Below are 13,181 nucleotides of genomic sequence, written 5' to 3'. Positions count from 1 at the left end.
CAGTATCCTCCCAATAGATGAGACGCACATGAGAGCTGGGCCGAGGCTTACGGTTCCTCGGCGAGGGTCCGCAGCAGGGGTTCAGTCCGATACGGGATGTGCTCGTGCAATGCTAGGACCGTTTCGGTCCGGATGACACCCTTGATGCGAAGAATTGATCGCAGCGCTGATTGCAGGTGGTGGGTGTCAGTTGCTGCCACCCGGCACCAGATATCGCCCCTCCCCGAAATCTCATGCACCTCAAGCACCTGATGGAGGCGGCGCAGGCCCGCTATGACGCCGTCGAGCTCGCGGTGTGCCACCTCAATGGTCACGAAAGCGGCGACGTCGTAGTGGAGGGCCTCAAGATCGAGTTCCCTGCCGCCCGACCGGAGCGTCCCGGAGCGGAGCAGCCGTCGAATGCGCGACTGGGCGGTGTTGCGGGCCACCCCAAGGTGGTCGCTGAGTTCACCGATCTGAGCCCGCGGATCGCGGACCAGCTCCAGGAGGAGCCGGATGTCGACGCGGTCCAATTTGCTCATTGCGAGCACTTCCCTTCAACATCACGGCCGGAAATTGACAATTACATCCAAGTTTACTGTCTCAGATTTCCCCAATGATCCGTCAGGTTCCAGAATGTAGGGGATATGTGCTGTTTGTTCTACTGTCTGGAGTCAGCGTGAGTGTGCTCAGCGAGCTGCGGATGAAGCCGTCCGACCAGGCGCGCTGGGGCTGGGATGCGTCGGTGAGGAGCCGGCTTGTACTTGCCGCGGTGGTGATCTCGACGCTGTTGATCGGTGCGAACCTTGCAACTCCGCTTTACCCACTGCTGCAGCTCGAACTCGGGATTTCGCCGCTGGAGGTCACCGTGGCCTTTTCTGCCTATGTAGTCACGCTAGTGGTTGGGCTACTCCTGGTGGGTCACTGGTCGGATCATGTCGGTCGGCGCGCTGCCCTGGTGCTCGCCATCCTGATCGGGTTTGCTGGTGCCAGCGTTTTCGGTGCCGCTTCCTCGTTACCCACACTCGTGCTGGGACGCTGCCTGCAGGGTGCATCGGTGGCTTTGGCTACGGGGGCCAGTTCGGCTGCGCTGCGTGACCTACTGCCGCATCGGCCGGACTGGGCCTCCCGGTTCACGCTCCTGGCCTCAGCTGGCGGTGTGGCAGCAGGCCCCGTCATTGGGGGCCTGCTGTCCCTCCTGCCGGACCCCACACGTACACCCTTCACCCTGTATTCGGCAGTGCTGCTGGTGCTCCTGATTCCCCTCCTGACGCTGAAGGCCCGGTCGGCCATCCACTCCGCCACTGAGGTTTCCCGGCTCAGCGTGTTGAGACCACGCCGTCCAGCGGTATCGAGGGCAGCGAGGCGGGCCTTCTGGACCGCCTCAGCGGTAGGGTTTCTCAGCTTCGCCGTCTTTGGATTCACTCTCAGCCTTGCTCCCACCTACTTTGCCTCACTAGCCGGGGTCGATTCCCGTCCGTTGATCGGATTGTTGGCGGCTCTGGTCCTGACCGCGTCAGCGCTCAGTCAATTGATGAGGATCCGGGGTCGGCACGTCGTGGGGTGGGGGCTGGGGTTGCTGGGCGTGGCGGTCGCGCTGATCCCAGTAGCCGGCGCCCTCAATAGCGTGCCGCTCCTGGTACTGGTGTGCCTCGCCGCTGGCGCGGGTCAGGGCGTGGCGTTTCGGGTGGTCTTCAACGAGGTATCCCTGCAGGTGGAGGCATCGCAGCACGCCCAGATCATCAGCACCCTGTATGTCCTGACCTATCTGGGAAGCGCCCTCCCGGTAGTTGGCCTGGGAGTGGCGGCGCAGGTGTGGGGACTCGATCATTCGGTGACAGGATTCGCCGCCCTGATAGCGCTCGCGGCACTGACGCTGTCGGCGGTAAGCCTGCGCCGCACGAGCGGTTCCTCCGCGGTGGGCGCTGCGTAGACAGTCGGTTACGGAAGCACCCCGGTGTTGCCGGGCAAGTGATTGAACACGAGGGTGGTCTCGGTGTGTCCCACGACCGGATCGGTTGTCAAATGATCCAGGACCCAGTCCCTGAGGACATCGGTGCTGGGCACGGCGAGATGCAACAGATAGTCCACCGATCCTGCGACATGGAAGGTGGACACCACCTCGGGCAGATTCGGAACACGCGCCGTGAACCGATCAATCTCTTCGCGGTTGTGGCCCTTGAGCTGTACCGAGACCATCGCCTGCACTGCCCGGCCTACCGCCGCGAAGTCGAGCTGTGCATGGTACCCGCTGATGACGCCTCGCTCCACCAGGGCCCGGGTCCGCAGGAGGGCGGTGGAGGGGGCTACTCCGATCCGTTCGGCAAGTTGCGCGTTGGTCATCCTGGCGTCAGCGACCAGTTCCCTCAAAATCTGCTGGTCGGTTTGATCGAGCACCAGGGCGTCTCTTCCCCGCGCGGCGGGGGCAAGTGACTCGGGTGCGGCGTCTTCGGCCATGGGCAAGCCACTTCCTTGTGAACGACGGCGGTTGACCTCCACCCTAGCGGTCCAGACCAGTCAACAGGAGGCCAACCAGATCGGCTGCCCCGATCGAGGAGGCAGCGCGATACCCGGTGCCCGCCCACAGCGCCATGCCACCGGGATCGCTCATCGCAGCCGCCGCGGCCCGCAGGGGCGCCGTCACGTGGTGCAGCTCGGGGTATCCCAGCGGGGCATCGCGGTGCTCCCTGATGAATCGGTTCTCCAGGCCCCGTGCCGGACGACCACTGAACGCCCGGGTCATCACGGTCCGGGTGAAGGCCGGAGACCCGAGTGCATCCTTATGCGCCTGACGGGCGCCGCTTTCATGCGTGCGCACAAACAGCGTGCCCAACTGCACCGCGGTGGCCCCGGCCGCGAGCACCCGCCGGATATCCGTGCCACCAGTCAATCCGCCCGCAGCTATGAGCGGGACGGTCGCGTGCGGAATGAGGTCGGCCGTCAGGGCTGCGGCGTCGACGGCGGATCCGCCCGCCGCAGCGCCGGCGTCGAACACGGCGCTATGGCCCCCTGCCGAGTCATGCTGGATGACGGCGGCGTCCACCGCGTGGTCCTGGGCGATAAGAAGCTCCCGAAGGCGGGTCACTGTCGCGATCACCACCGTGCCACGGTCCTGGAGCGCCCTAATCACCGAGCGGTCCGGAAGGCCGAATGTCAGGCTCACGAAGGGCACCGGCTCGGCCAGCAGTGAGTCGATCTTGGAGTCCCAGGCGTCGTCGTCGTAGCGGGGCTCGGGGAGGGCCACCCCATAGTGGTCCGCGAGCGCGCTCAGGGTGTCCCGGTAGGCCAATAGCTCTTCACTGTTGCTGGCCGGAGGGCCCGGCACGAAGAGATTGACCCCGAACGGTAAGCCGCCGGCCCGGACCGCGGCAATCTCCGAGCGCATGCCGTCCGCCGATTTGTACCCGGCAGCCAGGAAGCCGAGGCCGCCGGCCCGCGCCGCCGCGGTTACCAGTGCCGGGGTGGATGCCCCGCCGGCCATGGGTGCGACGATGATGGGAGAGGGGAACATCAGCGGATCCTTTGCTTAGTTGGCTTGGTCATCGAGCGCCGCCGTGCAGTTGGCAATCAGAAGGTCGAGCTGGCGCCTGAGTCCGGCGTCGTCGACACCATCGTCGACGCCGTCCAGTGTTGCTTCCAAACCATGCCAGGCAGCATCGGTCAGGCGTCGGCCGGGGATCGTCAGTGCGACCACGTTGGCCCGCTGATCCTGGGCGCTAATCGTGACATCCACCAGACCAAGCCGCTTCAGCTGATGGACGCGTTGGGTGACCGAGGCCCGGCTCACGTCGAGCGACCGGGCGATAGCCTGCTGTGGGGAGGGGCCGGCGATGCGGACGGCAAGCAAGACCAGGAAGGGTGCATAGCGGATTCCGTGGTGGGCGGCGAGGTATTCATCCGACACCTTATTCACCAGGATTGTCGCCCGGTGGAGCTTGAAGACTGTCGATTGTCGAAGATCCATACCGTTAAGTAGTTAACTTTTCCGGTGCCAGGTCAAGCCTGGGTTCCGGCTGCCTGGCCGGCTGGCTAGACTAGGCGCCATGACTGCTGCCTGGGACACAAGGGTCGGAGCCTACGGGCTGATCATCAACGACGGCAAGATCCTCCTGGCGCACTGGAACGAATCGGGTGCTACCGGCTGGACGCTCCCCGGGGGCGGACTCGAACTCGGCGAGGATGCGCCCGCCGCGGCGGTCCGGGAGATTTTCGAGGAAACCGGGTACACCGCAGACCTCGATGAACTGCTGGGAATCGACAGCCTGCACATCCCAGCGTCCGAGCGGCTAAGCGATTCCACTCGGCCCCTGCACGCCTTGCGGGTTGTCTATCGGGCGCACACTGTCCAAGGTTTCCTCCGCCACGAGGCCAACGGATCCACCGACCGGGCTGCCTGGGTTGACCTCGCGGAGCTGCCGGACCTTGACCGGGTGGGACTGGTCGACATTGCCCTGGTGATGGGGAATCACCACTAAGGATCAGCAGTGGAGATACTCCAGCAGTACGGCTTTACCGGGCGGATCAGCTCTCACTTCACCGGCGGGATCGCCCCACCGTCGTCAGGTGTTGATGCCCAGACTGTCCGTGTTGCGGTGATCCAGAGCGTCTCCGGTAGCCGTAACGAAAGCGGGCGGCGGCGTGCGGCTGGGCGCCGATCACCTCTCCCGCCGCCCGGCTGTGGCATCCTGTGTAAATGGCAGAATTCAAGCAGTCAACCAAGCTCCGAAACGTTCTCTACGACATCAGGGGGCCGCTGCTCGATCACGCCAAGTTCATGGAGGCGGAGGGGCACCGGATCCTGAAACTGAACATCGGCAATCCCGCACCGTTCGGGTTCGAGGCTCCCGAAGCCATTCTGGTGGATATGATCCGCCACCTACCCAAGGCCCAGGGGTACAGTGATTCCCGCGGGATCTTTTCCGCCAGGACCGCTGTGGTGCAGTACTACCAGGGCCGAGGCCTCACCCACATGGGTGTCGACGACGTCTACCTCGGCAACGGGGTCAGCGAGCTGATAACCCTCTCCCTGCAGGCCCTGTTGAACAACGGCGACGAGGTGTTGGTCCCGGCGCCGGACTACCCGCTGTGGACGGCGTCGGTGTCCCTGGCCGGTGGCACTGCCGTGCACTATCTGTGCGATGAGGACAACCATTGGTGGCCCGACCTGGAGGATCTCGCGGCCAAGATCACCAGCCGCACCAAGGGTATTGTGCTCATCAACCCCAATAACCCCACGGGTGCTGTCTATCCCCGATCCATCATTGACGGCATGGTGAACCTGGCCCGCGAGCACGGTCTCATCATCTTCGCCGACGAAATCTACGAGAAGATCCTGTACGACGACGCTGTGCACATCAACGCGGCAACTGTCACCGGGGACGACGTCCTGTGCCTCACTTACAGTGGGCTGTCGAAGGCTTACAGGATCGCTGGATTCCGAAGTGGCTGGATGGCCATCACCGGACCCAAGCACCAGGCAGCTGATTACATCGAGGGAATCAACCTGCTGGCCAATATGAGGTTGTGCGCCAATGTTCCGGCCCAGCACGCGATCCAGACGGCGTTGGGCGGGCACCAGAGTATCAACGATTTGATCCTGCCCGGGGGTCGGCTGAAACAGCAGCGGGACAGGGCCCACCAGCTGTTGAACGAGATTCCGGGGGTGAGCTGCGAACTGGCGCAGGGAGCACTGTACCTGTTCCCCCGTCTCGACCCGGACATGTACCCGATCAAGGACGACGAGCAGTTTGCCCTCGACTTGCTGAAGCAGCAGAAGATCCTGATCTCCCACGGCAGGGCCTTCAACTGGATCAACCCTGACCATTTCCGGATGGTTACCCTGCCCAACGTCGACGACCTTGAGGACGCCATCGGTAGGCTCGCCGAATTCCTCAGCACCTACAAGCCCTAAAGCGCGCCTGGAAGGACACCATGCCGTCTACTTCAGCATTCACCACCAGCCCCACCGAGGCACTGCTCGCTGGGCCGGATGTAGATCTCGCGTCGATCCAGCCCCGGTCGACCCCCGGCTTTTCGGGGGGCAAGAAGATGGGCCAGATCAAGCTGGCCGAGGAACGCGCCCAGCTCTCGGAACTGCAGACGAAACTGTTTGCCGAAAGCAGGTTTGGCAGCGAGATTTCGCTGTTGGTGGTTCTGCAGGCGATGGATACTGCGGGAAAAGGTGGGATCGTCCACCATGTGGTCGGCGCGGTCGATCCACAGGGCGTCAAGCATTACGCGTTTAAGGCACCCACTGCTGCCGAGAAACGCCACGAATTCCTCTGGCGCATCAAGAAGCAACTCCCCGGGGCTGGGATGATCGGTGTCTTCGACCGGTCTCATTACGAGGATGTCCTCATCCAGCGCGTGCGCGGACTCGCCGAGCCAGCGGTGATCGAGGAACGGTACGGCGCCATCCGCGACTTCGAAGCGTCCCTGGTCGCCGCAGGAACCCGCATCATCAAGGTCATGCTCCATATCAGCCCGGAGGAGCAGAAGAAACGGCTGACCGACCGGCTTGAGCGTGAGGACAAGCACTGGAAGTACAACACCGGCGACCTCGACGAGCGCGAACTGTGGGCCGAATACCAGACGGCCTACCAGCTGGCTATCGAACGCACTGCGACCACTGACGCGCCGTGGTATGTAGTCCCAGCGGACCGAAAATGGTACGCCCGCATCGCTGTGCAACAGCTGATCATCGACGCGCTCCAGGACATGCAGCTCAGTTGGCCGCCAGCGGCTTTCGACGTCGAGGCCGAAAGAGCAAGGCTGGCCCAGTCCTGACCGCTCTCTGAGAGGGTCAGCCGGTCTGTTCGGCTTTGTCACGCGCCGCGGCGAGACGCTTTTTGGCGCCCTCCAGCCACGATTCGCAGTGGTCTGCCAGCGCTTCACCGCGTTCCCACAGGGCCAGGGAACGTTCCAGGGTCACGCCGCCGGCTTCGAGTTGGCTGACCACCGAGAGCAGTTGCTCCCGCGCCTGCTCGTAGGACAGCCCGCTGACGTCCTGTTCTGCTGCCTGATCTCCGGTCATGGGTGCGGTGGGCTGGCTCATGGGTTTTCCTTTGGGTGGGTGGACCTGGCGTCGTAAGTGGCAGCGAGCGCCGTGGCGGCGAGTTCCCCGCGTGCCAAGCGGATCTTCAGGAGCGCCCCAGCCGGTGCGTCGGCGGCGTCCCGGGCAATGGAGCCGCCCTCCAACTGGACGACCGCGTACCCGCGGTCGAGGGTGTTTTGGGGCGACAACGACCGGATCTGGGTGCGCAAGTGGTGCACCCGGTCGACGTCGCGGGCGACCGCCGATGTGACGGCGAGGCGCGTACGCCCCCTCAACCGTTCGACGTCGTCCACCCGTACCGACACCATTCCCTCCGGCTGTGACAGCACGGGCCGGGAGCGCAGCTGGGTCAGGCGCTCCGTTTCCCGCGAGATGAGGGTGCCGACGGCCCGCGACAACTGCCCGCGGGACTGCCGGATCCGCTGGAGCTCCTCAGCGACGTCGGGGACTACCCGCTTGGCGGCATCGGTGGGGGTGGACGCCCGGAGGTCAGCCGCCTCATCGATCAAGGGCCGGTCTGCCTCATGCCCGATGGCGCTGACCACGGGGGTACGCGCAGCGGCGACAGCACGAACCATCTCTTCGCTGCTGAACGGCAGCAGGTCCTCCAGCGAGCCGCCGCCACGGGTGATGATGATGACGTCGACCGTGGGCAGGGCGTCCAGTTCGGCCAGAGCCGCTGTCACCTGGCCCACGCAGCCCACCCCCTGCACCGCCACTTCCCGGATCTCGAACTCAACTGCCGGCCAGCGGAGACTGGCATTGCGGAGGACGTCTTTCATGGCGTCGGAATCCCGTCCGGTGATTAAGCCGATCCGGTGGGGGAGGAGTGGCAGGGGCTTGCGCAGCCGTGCGGCGAACAATCCCTCGGCGGCGAGGGACTGTCGCAGCCGTTCGATGCGCGCCAGCAGGTCTCCCAGACCCACCTGCCGGACCTGCCAGGCCTGCATGGACAGGCGTCCGGTTTTGAGCCAGAAGTCGGGCTTCAGCTGGGCGACCACCCGAGAACCATGCTCAAGGGGAAGCTCAAGGCGGGAAAGCACGCTGGCTCGGATCGTCAATGGCAGCGAGACCTCGGCATCAACATCACGCAGCGTCACGAAACACATAGTGGATCTGCGGTTCACCTCGATGACCTGACCCTCCACCCAGGCGGCGGGGGCGCGCTCAAGATGGGCCTTCAGCTTCTCGGAGAGGAGGTGAAGTGGCCAGGGGCGCTCAGCGGTCGTTTCGGCAGCAGTGGCCGGAAGCGTGGTGGGCTGGGCCTGGTCCGCTGCGACCGGGTCCTGATCCTGCATGTGCCCACCGGTGGGCGCGTGGCGTGGCTGCGCTGCGCCGTCGTCGTTCATCAGGTGACACTCCCAACTTGTGGTGGGAACACGGCGTCGCGAGCTCGCCGTGTTCCCTTAATGTTTATCAGCTTGCGCCCCCCGCTGGGTCCACACGGGTCCAATGTGGAGGAATAGTCCAGTGGGTGAGGGCATAATCGATACTTCTTTCACAATGAGTCGGGGACTAACTATGCGGACATTTGGTTCAGCGTTCTTTGCGCTGATTGCACTCGTGCTGGCCGGGGTTGCCCTACCGGGCGCCTGGATCGACAGAAATATTGTCGAGGTGGGAGGTTTCGTCGAATTGGCGGGGCCGCTCGGAGCTGATCCTAATTTTCAGGGCCAGCTGACCTCGGCGTTGGCTGCCGAAGCAACAGCGAGTGCTGGCCTTCCTCCAGCAGTTGTAGGAATTGTTGAGCCGCTGATAGCTGATGCAGCAGCTAACGTTGCAGCGCTGCCCGACTATCCCGCAGCGTGGGACGAGACGCTGCGCCTGTCCCACGACCTGAGCTTCCCCACTGATGCCACCCTCTCCACGGGGGTGCAGTCGCCTCAGCCGCTGAGGCTTGACCTCGCGCCGGTGGTTGCACTCGTCATTCAGGAGGTGGGCTCGGGGTTTGGTGTGGAAGTACCAGCGCCGGAACAGACCCTCGTGGAGATCGGGTCGCCGGCGCACCAGGAATCCCTGGGCCAACTGACCGCGGTCGCCGGCCTGTGGCCGATGCTGGCGATCGGGGCAGGGGTGAGTGCCCTGCTCTCGCTGGTACTCGCGCGACGGCGCGGCACTACCCTTGCCCTCCTCGGTCTCGGGACGGTAGCGCTTGGTGGGCTGTATTGGGCTGGCGTCCGGGCGTTGCCTGACATTCTGGATCGGCTGCGGGCGGGAAGCGTAAGCCCCGACGATTCAATTTCCGGGCTTTTTCAGGATGGTCTGGTGGCCAGGTCGATGGCGAACGGGGAGCCGCTCAGTCTGGCCGTGGTCGGCGTCGGGGTGGTACTGCTGGTGATCGGCATCGCCGCACGGCTCGTGGGTGGCGGACTGAGGACGAGGGCAGCTTAGCTCTGAGCGGATCGCCATCGGACGCCTCGGGGTGCACGGCTTCCAGCCGTTAGCATTGGAGGATGACCAGCACAGCAGTTTCAGTGCCCATGCCTTCTGTGCCTCGAAGGCGGCGCTCGCCCGCGGAGATTAACGCAGCGCAGCCCGTCCTCGGTGGGCGTAAGGTTCTGCTCGCCGCTCCCCGCGGCTATTGTGCCGGGGTGGACCGGGCAGTGATTGCCGTCGAGAAGGCGCTGGAGCATTACGGTGCTCCCGTGTACGTGCGCAAGCAGATTGTCCACAACCTTCATGTGGTCACCACGCTGGAGGAAAAAGGAGCAATCTTCGTCGAGGAAAATGACGAAGTACCCGAGGGTGCCCTCGTGGTCTTCTCGGCTCACGGCGTGTCACCGGCAGTTATCCAGTCCGCAGCGGACCGCGGCCTGAGGACCATCGACGCTACCTGCCCACTGGTCACCAAGGTCCACAAGGAAGCAGTCCGGTTCGCGAGGGACGACTTCGACATTCTCCTGATCGGCCACGAAGGCCACGAGGAAGTCGAAGGGACCGCCGGTGAAGCGCCCGAGCACATCCAAATCGTCAACGGTCCCGAGGACGTGGACAAGGTGACGGTGCGTGATCCTGACAGAGTGATCTGGCTGTCGCAAACGACGCTCAGTGTGGATGAAACGATGTTGACGGTCAACCTTCTCAAGGAACGCTTCCCTACCCTGCAGGACCCGCCGAGCGACGATATTTGTTACGCCACGTCCAACCGCCAGGCAGCGATCAAAAAGATCTCTCCAAGTTCCGACCTGGTGATCGTTGTGGGGTCGGCCAACTCATCCAACTCCGTTCGGTTGGTCGAGGTGGCGCTCGAATACGGCGCCAAAGCCTCGTACCGGGTCGATTTCGCCAACGAGGTGGACGAGAGCTGGTTCGAAGGTGTCGCAACGATTGGCGTGACTTCTGGTGCGTCGGTTCCCGAGAACCTGGTCCAGGATGTGCTCCGCCTCCTCGCCGACTACGGGTACGGCGACGTCGAGGAGGTGGTGACGGCGGAGGAAGACATCATTTTTTCCCTGCCCAAGGAAATCCGTGCCGCGTTGAAAGCCATGGGGGACTCCACCAGCGGCGTCGGGGGTAGGGGCCCCCGCCCCCAGAGCTGACAGACGGCTGATTACGACGTCGACCGTCAGCTCAGGCGCTGCGCCGGTCGTCGTCGGAATCCTCGTCTTCCTGGTCAAGCAGCTCGGCCGCGCTGAGCAGCCGGGGGGTTGACTCCACCGGCGGCACGCGCAGCTGGCTTGACTTCTCAGACGGGTGAGCCGAGGCAAGCGACGCGGAGTCGAACTCGTTGATCCGCCGGGCTGTCGGCAAGACCCTGGATTCCAGCGTCCCGACGAACGAGTTGTATTTCTCCACTGAGGTCTTGAGAGAGTTCCCCAGCTTCGTCACGTGCTCCCCCATGGTGCCGAGCCGGTCATAAAGTTGCCGGGACAGCTCGAATAGCTCCTTGGCGTTCTCGGTCAGGACATCCTGGCGCCAGCTGTAGGCCGCACCTTTGAGAATGGTCAGGAGGGACACCGGCGATGCCAGGGCAACGTTGCGGGTGAAGGCGTAGTCGAGGAGCCCCGGGTCGGCGCGCAGGGCCGAGGACAGCACCGACTCCACGGGGATGAAGCACACCACCAGCTCGGGGGTGTTGTCGACGCCCTGCCAGTACCTTTTCCGGGCCAGCGCATCGATGTGGGCCCGCAGGGCCTTGGCGTGTTGCTGCAGCAACGCCTCCCGCCGGTTGAGGGCACCGCTTTCCGCCTGTTCGGGTCCCTCGGGGAGTTCCTGAGCGTCGAGGAAGGCAGCCAACGGCACCTTCGCGTCCACCACCAACTGCTTCCCTCCCGGTAGTTGCACGACCATGTCCGGCCGGGCGGACGTCTCCTTGGCGCCCGTGTTGAGCGTGATGGTGGCCTGCTCAAGAAAATCGACGCGAGGCAGCATCCCGGCCGCCTCGACGACCCGCCGCAACTGCACCTCGCCCCATTGTCCACGTGCACTGTTGCTCCGCAGCGCAGCGGTAAGCGAATGCGTGGTGGACAGAAGCTGCGCGTCGGAGTGCCGTGCCTCGCGTAGCTGCTCGGCAAGCTGTCCGAACTGCTCAACCCGATCGCGTTCCAGTATCCCGACCTGGGATTGCAGATGATTCAGCTTGTCCGCGACCGGAGCAAGGGCGCGCAGCACCGACTGGTCACCAGCTGAGCGATTCGTGAGCTCGCGATTCTGCGTCCCGAGCATCCGATTCTCTGCTGAGGCGGTGGCCAACGCTGCGCTGGCGCTGCCCAGCCGTTCGCCGACGTCGTCCAGTTCTTCAGTCAGGCGCTGAACTCTCGGCCGTGCAGTCCACGCCATGCCCGCAGCACCAAGAATGCCACCAATGAGAACTGCCAAAATAACCACAACCACAATGAATCCGTCCATGGCACCACCATGTCAGTCCCCACCGACATTTTGGTTGACCGCCGGCGGCGCGGTGGAAGCGGGGGCAAACGGTAGACTCTATTCCCGTGGCTCTTACTATCGGCATCGTCGGACTGCCCAACGTCGGCAAATCAACTCTCTTTAATGCGCTCACTCGCAACAACGTGCTCGCGGCTAACTATCCGTTCGCGACCATTGAACCCAATGTGGGGGTGGTCAGCCTGCCTGATGCCAGGCTGGGGCAGCTGGCGGGGATTTTCGGGTCGCAGCGGATCCTGCCAGCGACTGTTTCGTTTGTGGACATCGCCGGGATCGTCAAGGGTGCGTCGGAGGGGGAGGGGCTGGGCAACCAGTTCCTGGCAAACATCCGCGAGGCTGAGGCCATCGCCCAGGTCATCCGGGTCTTCGACGATCCGGACGTCATCCACGTCGACGGCAAGGTCGATGCCCGCTCCGATATGGAAACCATCAACACGGAACTGATCCTCGCTGACCTCCAGACCCTTGAGAAAGCAATTCCCAGGGTTGAGAAGGAAGTCAAGATCAAGAAGCGCGAACCTGCGCAGCTGGCCGCCATGGTTGCGGCACAGTCGGTGCTCGAACGCGGTGACACCATTTTCGCCTCAGTGGCCAGCGACAAACTGGAAATGGAGCACCTTCGGGAGCTGAGCCTACTCACCGCGAAGCCCTTCATCTACGTCTTCAACGCCGACGACTCGGTGCTGGGCAACGAGAAACGCCAGGCCGAGCTCCGCGACCTTGTTGCCCCCGCTGATTGCATTTTCCTCGACGCCAAGCTTGAATCCGATCTCGTGGAGCTCGACGAGGAGGAAGCCCGCGAAATGCTCGAGATGAATGGGCAGAGCGAATCCGGACTCGATCAGCTGGCGCACGTCGGCTTCCACACCCTGGGACTGCAGACCTATCTGACAGCGGGGCCCAAAGAGACCAGGGCCTGGACCATCACCAAGGGGGCCACCGCACCGGAGGCGGCCGGTGTCATCCACACCGACTTCCAGCGCGGCTTCATCAAAGCCGAGGTGGTCTCCTTCTCCGACCTCGTCGACGCCGGGTCGATGGCCGAGGCCAAGTCGCGAGGCAAGGTCCGGATTGAGGGTAAGGAGTACGTCATGGCCGACGGCGACGTGGTGGAGTTTAGATTTAATGTCTAGTTGATTCCGGTTCACTGTCTAAGCCAAGTGGACTTCCCGACGCTGCGAGCAATGGTGACGCGTGGAGCTCGGGGACAGAATGCAAATCAATTTCGTGGGGGCGAGAGCAATGATGGGCCCGAACGAAC

14 protein-coding genes are annotated in these 13,181 nt (G+C 63.9%); 7 read left to right on the top strand and 7 right to left on the bottom strand.

What is annotated here, in order from left to right; translation table 11 throughout:
* Window positions 1-47: 47 nt before the first annotated feature.
* Entirely contained in the window at window positions 48-521 is a 474-nt protein-coding gene (locus tag ACX80O_RS01285; protein WP_459332241.1) for an Lrp/AsnC family transcriptional regulator, read from the bottom strand.
* A 137-nt stretch (window positions 522-658) separates the two neighbouring features.
* On the opposite strand from ACX80O_RS01285, the gene ACX80O_RS01280 reads away from it, so the two are divergent.
* Window positions 659-1,912: an MFS transporter gene (locus ACX80O_RS01280; RefSeq protein ID WP_459332240.1), complete on the top strand. Its 1,254-nt coding sequence runs from the start codon at window positions 659-661 to the stop codon at window positions 1,910-1,912.
* 8 nt (window positions 1,913-1,920) lie between these two features.
* On the opposite strand, the gene ACX80O_RS01275 is transcribed toward ACX80O_RS01280, so the two are convergent.
* Genes ACX80O_RS01275 through ACX80O_RS01265 form a run of 3 tightly spaced genes read right to left on the bottom strand, consistent with a single transcriptional unit; the run spans window position 1,921 to window position 3,943 of the window.
* Window positions 1,921-2,436: an Lrp/AsnC family transcriptional regulator gene (locus ACX80O_RS01275; RefSeq protein WP_459305710.1), complete on the bottom strand. Its 516-nt coding sequence runs from the start codon at window positions 2,434-2,436 to the stop codon at window positions 1,921-1,923.
* A 43-nt stretch (window positions 2,437-2,479) separates the two neighbouring features.
* Window positions 2,480-3,490 carry a nitronate monooxygenase gene (locus ACX80O_RS01270; protein WP_459332239.1) on the bottom strand — a complete coding sequence of 337 codons (1,011 nt, stop codon included), beginning with the start codon at window positions 3,488-3,490 and terminating at the stop codon, window positions 2,480-2,482.
* 15 nt (window positions 3,491-3,505) lie between these two features.
* The gene (locus tag ACX80O_RS01265) at window positions 3,506-3,943 is read right to left on the bottom strand and encodes a MarR family winged helix-turn-helix transcriptional regulator (RefSeq protein ID WP_459305418.1); all 438 of its coding nucleotides are present in this window, start codon (window positions 3,941-3,943) and stop codon (window positions 3,506-3,508) included.
* 79 nt (window positions 3,944-4,022) lie between these two features.
* On the opposite strand from ACX80O_RS01265, the gene ACX80O_RS01260 reads away from it, so the two are divergent.
* The 3 genes from ACX80O_RS01260 to ACX80O_RS01250 all read left to right on the top strand — a co-directional run bounded on the left by ACX80O_RS01260 (window position 4,023) and on the right by ACX80O_RS01250 (window position 6,765).
* Window positions 4,023-4,454, top strand: coding sequence for an NUDIX hydrolase (locus ACX80O_RS01260; protein WP_459305419.1), 432 nt, complete (start codon window positions 4,023-4,025; stop codon window positions 4,452-4,454).
* A 218-nt stretch (window positions 4,455-4,672) separates the two neighbouring features.
* Window positions 4,673-5,890: a pyridoxal phosphate-dependent aminotransferase gene (locus ACX80O_RS01255; protein WP_459332238.1), complete on the top strand. Its 1,218-nt coding sequence runs from the start codon at window positions 4,673-4,675 to the stop codon at window positions 5,888-5,890.
* Between the two features lie 20 nt (window positions 5,891-5,910).
* Window positions 5,911-6,765 carry a PPK2 family polyphosphate kinase gene (locus ACX80O_RS01250; protein WP_459332237.1) on the top strand — a complete coding sequence of 285 codons (855 nt, stop codon included), beginning with the start codon at window positions 5,911-5,913 and terminating at the stop codon, window positions 6,763-6,765.
* 16 nt (window positions 6,766-6,781) lie between these two features.
* Here the strand turns inward: ACX80O_RS01250 and ACX80O_RS01245 are convergent, their stop codons facing one another.
* Window positions 6,782-7,033, bottom strand: a complete 252-nt coding sequence (locus ACX80O_RS01245) for an exodeoxyribonuclease VII small subunit (protein ID WP_459305422.1) — start codon at window positions 7,031-7,033, stop codon at window positions 6,782-6,784.
* A complete protein-coding gene (xseA, locus tag ACX80O_RS01240) occupies window positions 7,030-8,331 on the bottom strand; it encodes an exodeoxyribonuclease VII large subunit (protein ID WP_459305712.1) in 1,302 nt (433 codons plus the stop codon). The genes ACX80O_RS01245 and xseA overlap by 4 nt, the downstream gene beginning before the upstream one ends.
* A gap of 223 nt (window positions 8,332-8,554) precedes the next feature.
* On the opposite strand from xseA, the gene ACX80O_RS01235 reads away from it, so the two are divergent.
* Both ACX80O_RS01235 and ACX80O_RS01230 read left to right on the top strand, forming a co-directional pair.
* Window positions 8,555-9,424, top strand: coding sequence for a hypothetical protein (locus ACX80O_RS01235; RefSeq protein ID WP_459332236.1), 870 nt, complete (start codon window positions 8,555-8,557; stop codon window positions 9,422-9,424).
* Between the two features lie 62 nt (window positions 9,425-9,486).
* Window positions 9,487-10,572: a 4-hydroxy-3-methylbut-2-enyl diphosphate reductase gene (locus ACX80O_RS01230; RefSeq protein WP_459305424.1), complete on the top strand. Its 1,086-nt coding sequence runs from the start codon at window positions 9,487-9,489 to the stop codon at window positions 10,570-10,572.
* A gap of 31 nt (window positions 10,573-10,603) precedes the next feature.
* On the opposite strand, the gene ACX80O_RS01225 is transcribed toward ACX80O_RS01230, so the two are convergent.
* A complete protein-coding gene (locus ACX80O_RS01225) occupies window positions 10,604-11,881 on the bottom strand; it encodes a DNA recombination protein RmuC (RefSeq protein ID WP_459332235.1) in 1,278 nt (425 codons plus the stop codon).
* Window positions 11,882-11,967: 86 nt separating this feature from the next.
* Between ACX80O_RS01225 and ychF the strand changes: the two genes are divergently transcribed.
* On the top strand, window positions 11,968-13,053 hold the full coding sequence (ychF, locus tag ACX80O_RS01220; protein ID WP_459305426.1) for a redox-regulated ATPase YchF: 1,086 nt from the start codon (window positions 11,968-11,970) through the stop codon (window positions 13,051-13,053).
* Window positions 13,054-13,181 lie beyond the last annotated feature (128 nt).

This window comes from Arthrobacter glycogeni (genome assembly GCF_054511155.1).
Note: the sequence above shows the minus strand (reverse complement) of the source record. Positions and strands in the feature narration are given on the sequence as shown.

Coding starts and splice junctions, on each gene's coding strand:
- ACX80O_RS01285 (WP_459332241.1), bottom strand. CDS start 521: ATGAGCAAATTGGACCGCGTCGACATCCGGCTCCTCCTGGAGCTGGTC.
- ACX80O_RS01275 (WP_459305710.1), bottom strand. CDS start 2,436: ATGGCCGAAGACGCCGCACCCGAGTCACTTGCCCCCGCCGCGCGGGGA.
- ACX80O_RS01270 (WP_459332239.1), bottom strand. CDS start 3,490: ATGTTCCCCTCTCCCATCATCGTCGCACCCATGGCCGGCGGGGCATCC.
- ACX80O_RS01265 (WP_459305418.1), bottom strand. CDS start 3,943: ATGGATCTTCGACAATCGACAGTCTTCAAGCTCCACCGGGCGACAATC.
- ACX80O_RS01260 (WP_459305419.1), top strand. CDS start 4,023: ATGACTGCTGCCTGGGACACAAGGGTCGGAGCCTACGGGCTGATCATC.
- ACX80O_RS01255 (WP_459332238.1), top strand. CDS start 4,673: ATGGCAGAATTCAAGCAGTCAACCAAGCTCCGAAACGTTCTCTACGAC.
- ACX80O_RS01250 (WP_459332237.1), top strand. CDS start 5,911: ATGCCGTCTACTTCAGCATTCACCACCAGCCCCACCGAGGCACTGCTC.
- ACX80O_RS01245 (WP_459305422.1), bottom strand. CDS start 7,033: ATGAGCCAGCCCACCGCACCCATGACCGGAGATCAGGCAGCAGAACAG.
- xseA (WP_459305712.1), bottom strand. CDS start 8,331: ATGCAGGATCAGGACCCGGTCGCAGCGGACCAGGCCCAGCCCACCACG.
- ACX80O_RS01235 (WP_459332236.1), top strand. CDS start 8,555: ATGCGGACATTTGGTTCAGCGTTCTTTGCGCTGATTGCACTCGTGCTG.
- ACX80O_RS01230 (WP_459305424.1), top strand. CDS start 9,487: ATGACCAGCACAGCAGTTTCAGTGCCCATGCCTTCTGTGCCTCGAAGG.
- ACX80O_RS01225 (WP_459332235.1), bottom strand. CDS start 11,881: ATGGACGGATTCATTGTGGTTGTGGTTATTTTGGCAGTTCTCATTGGT.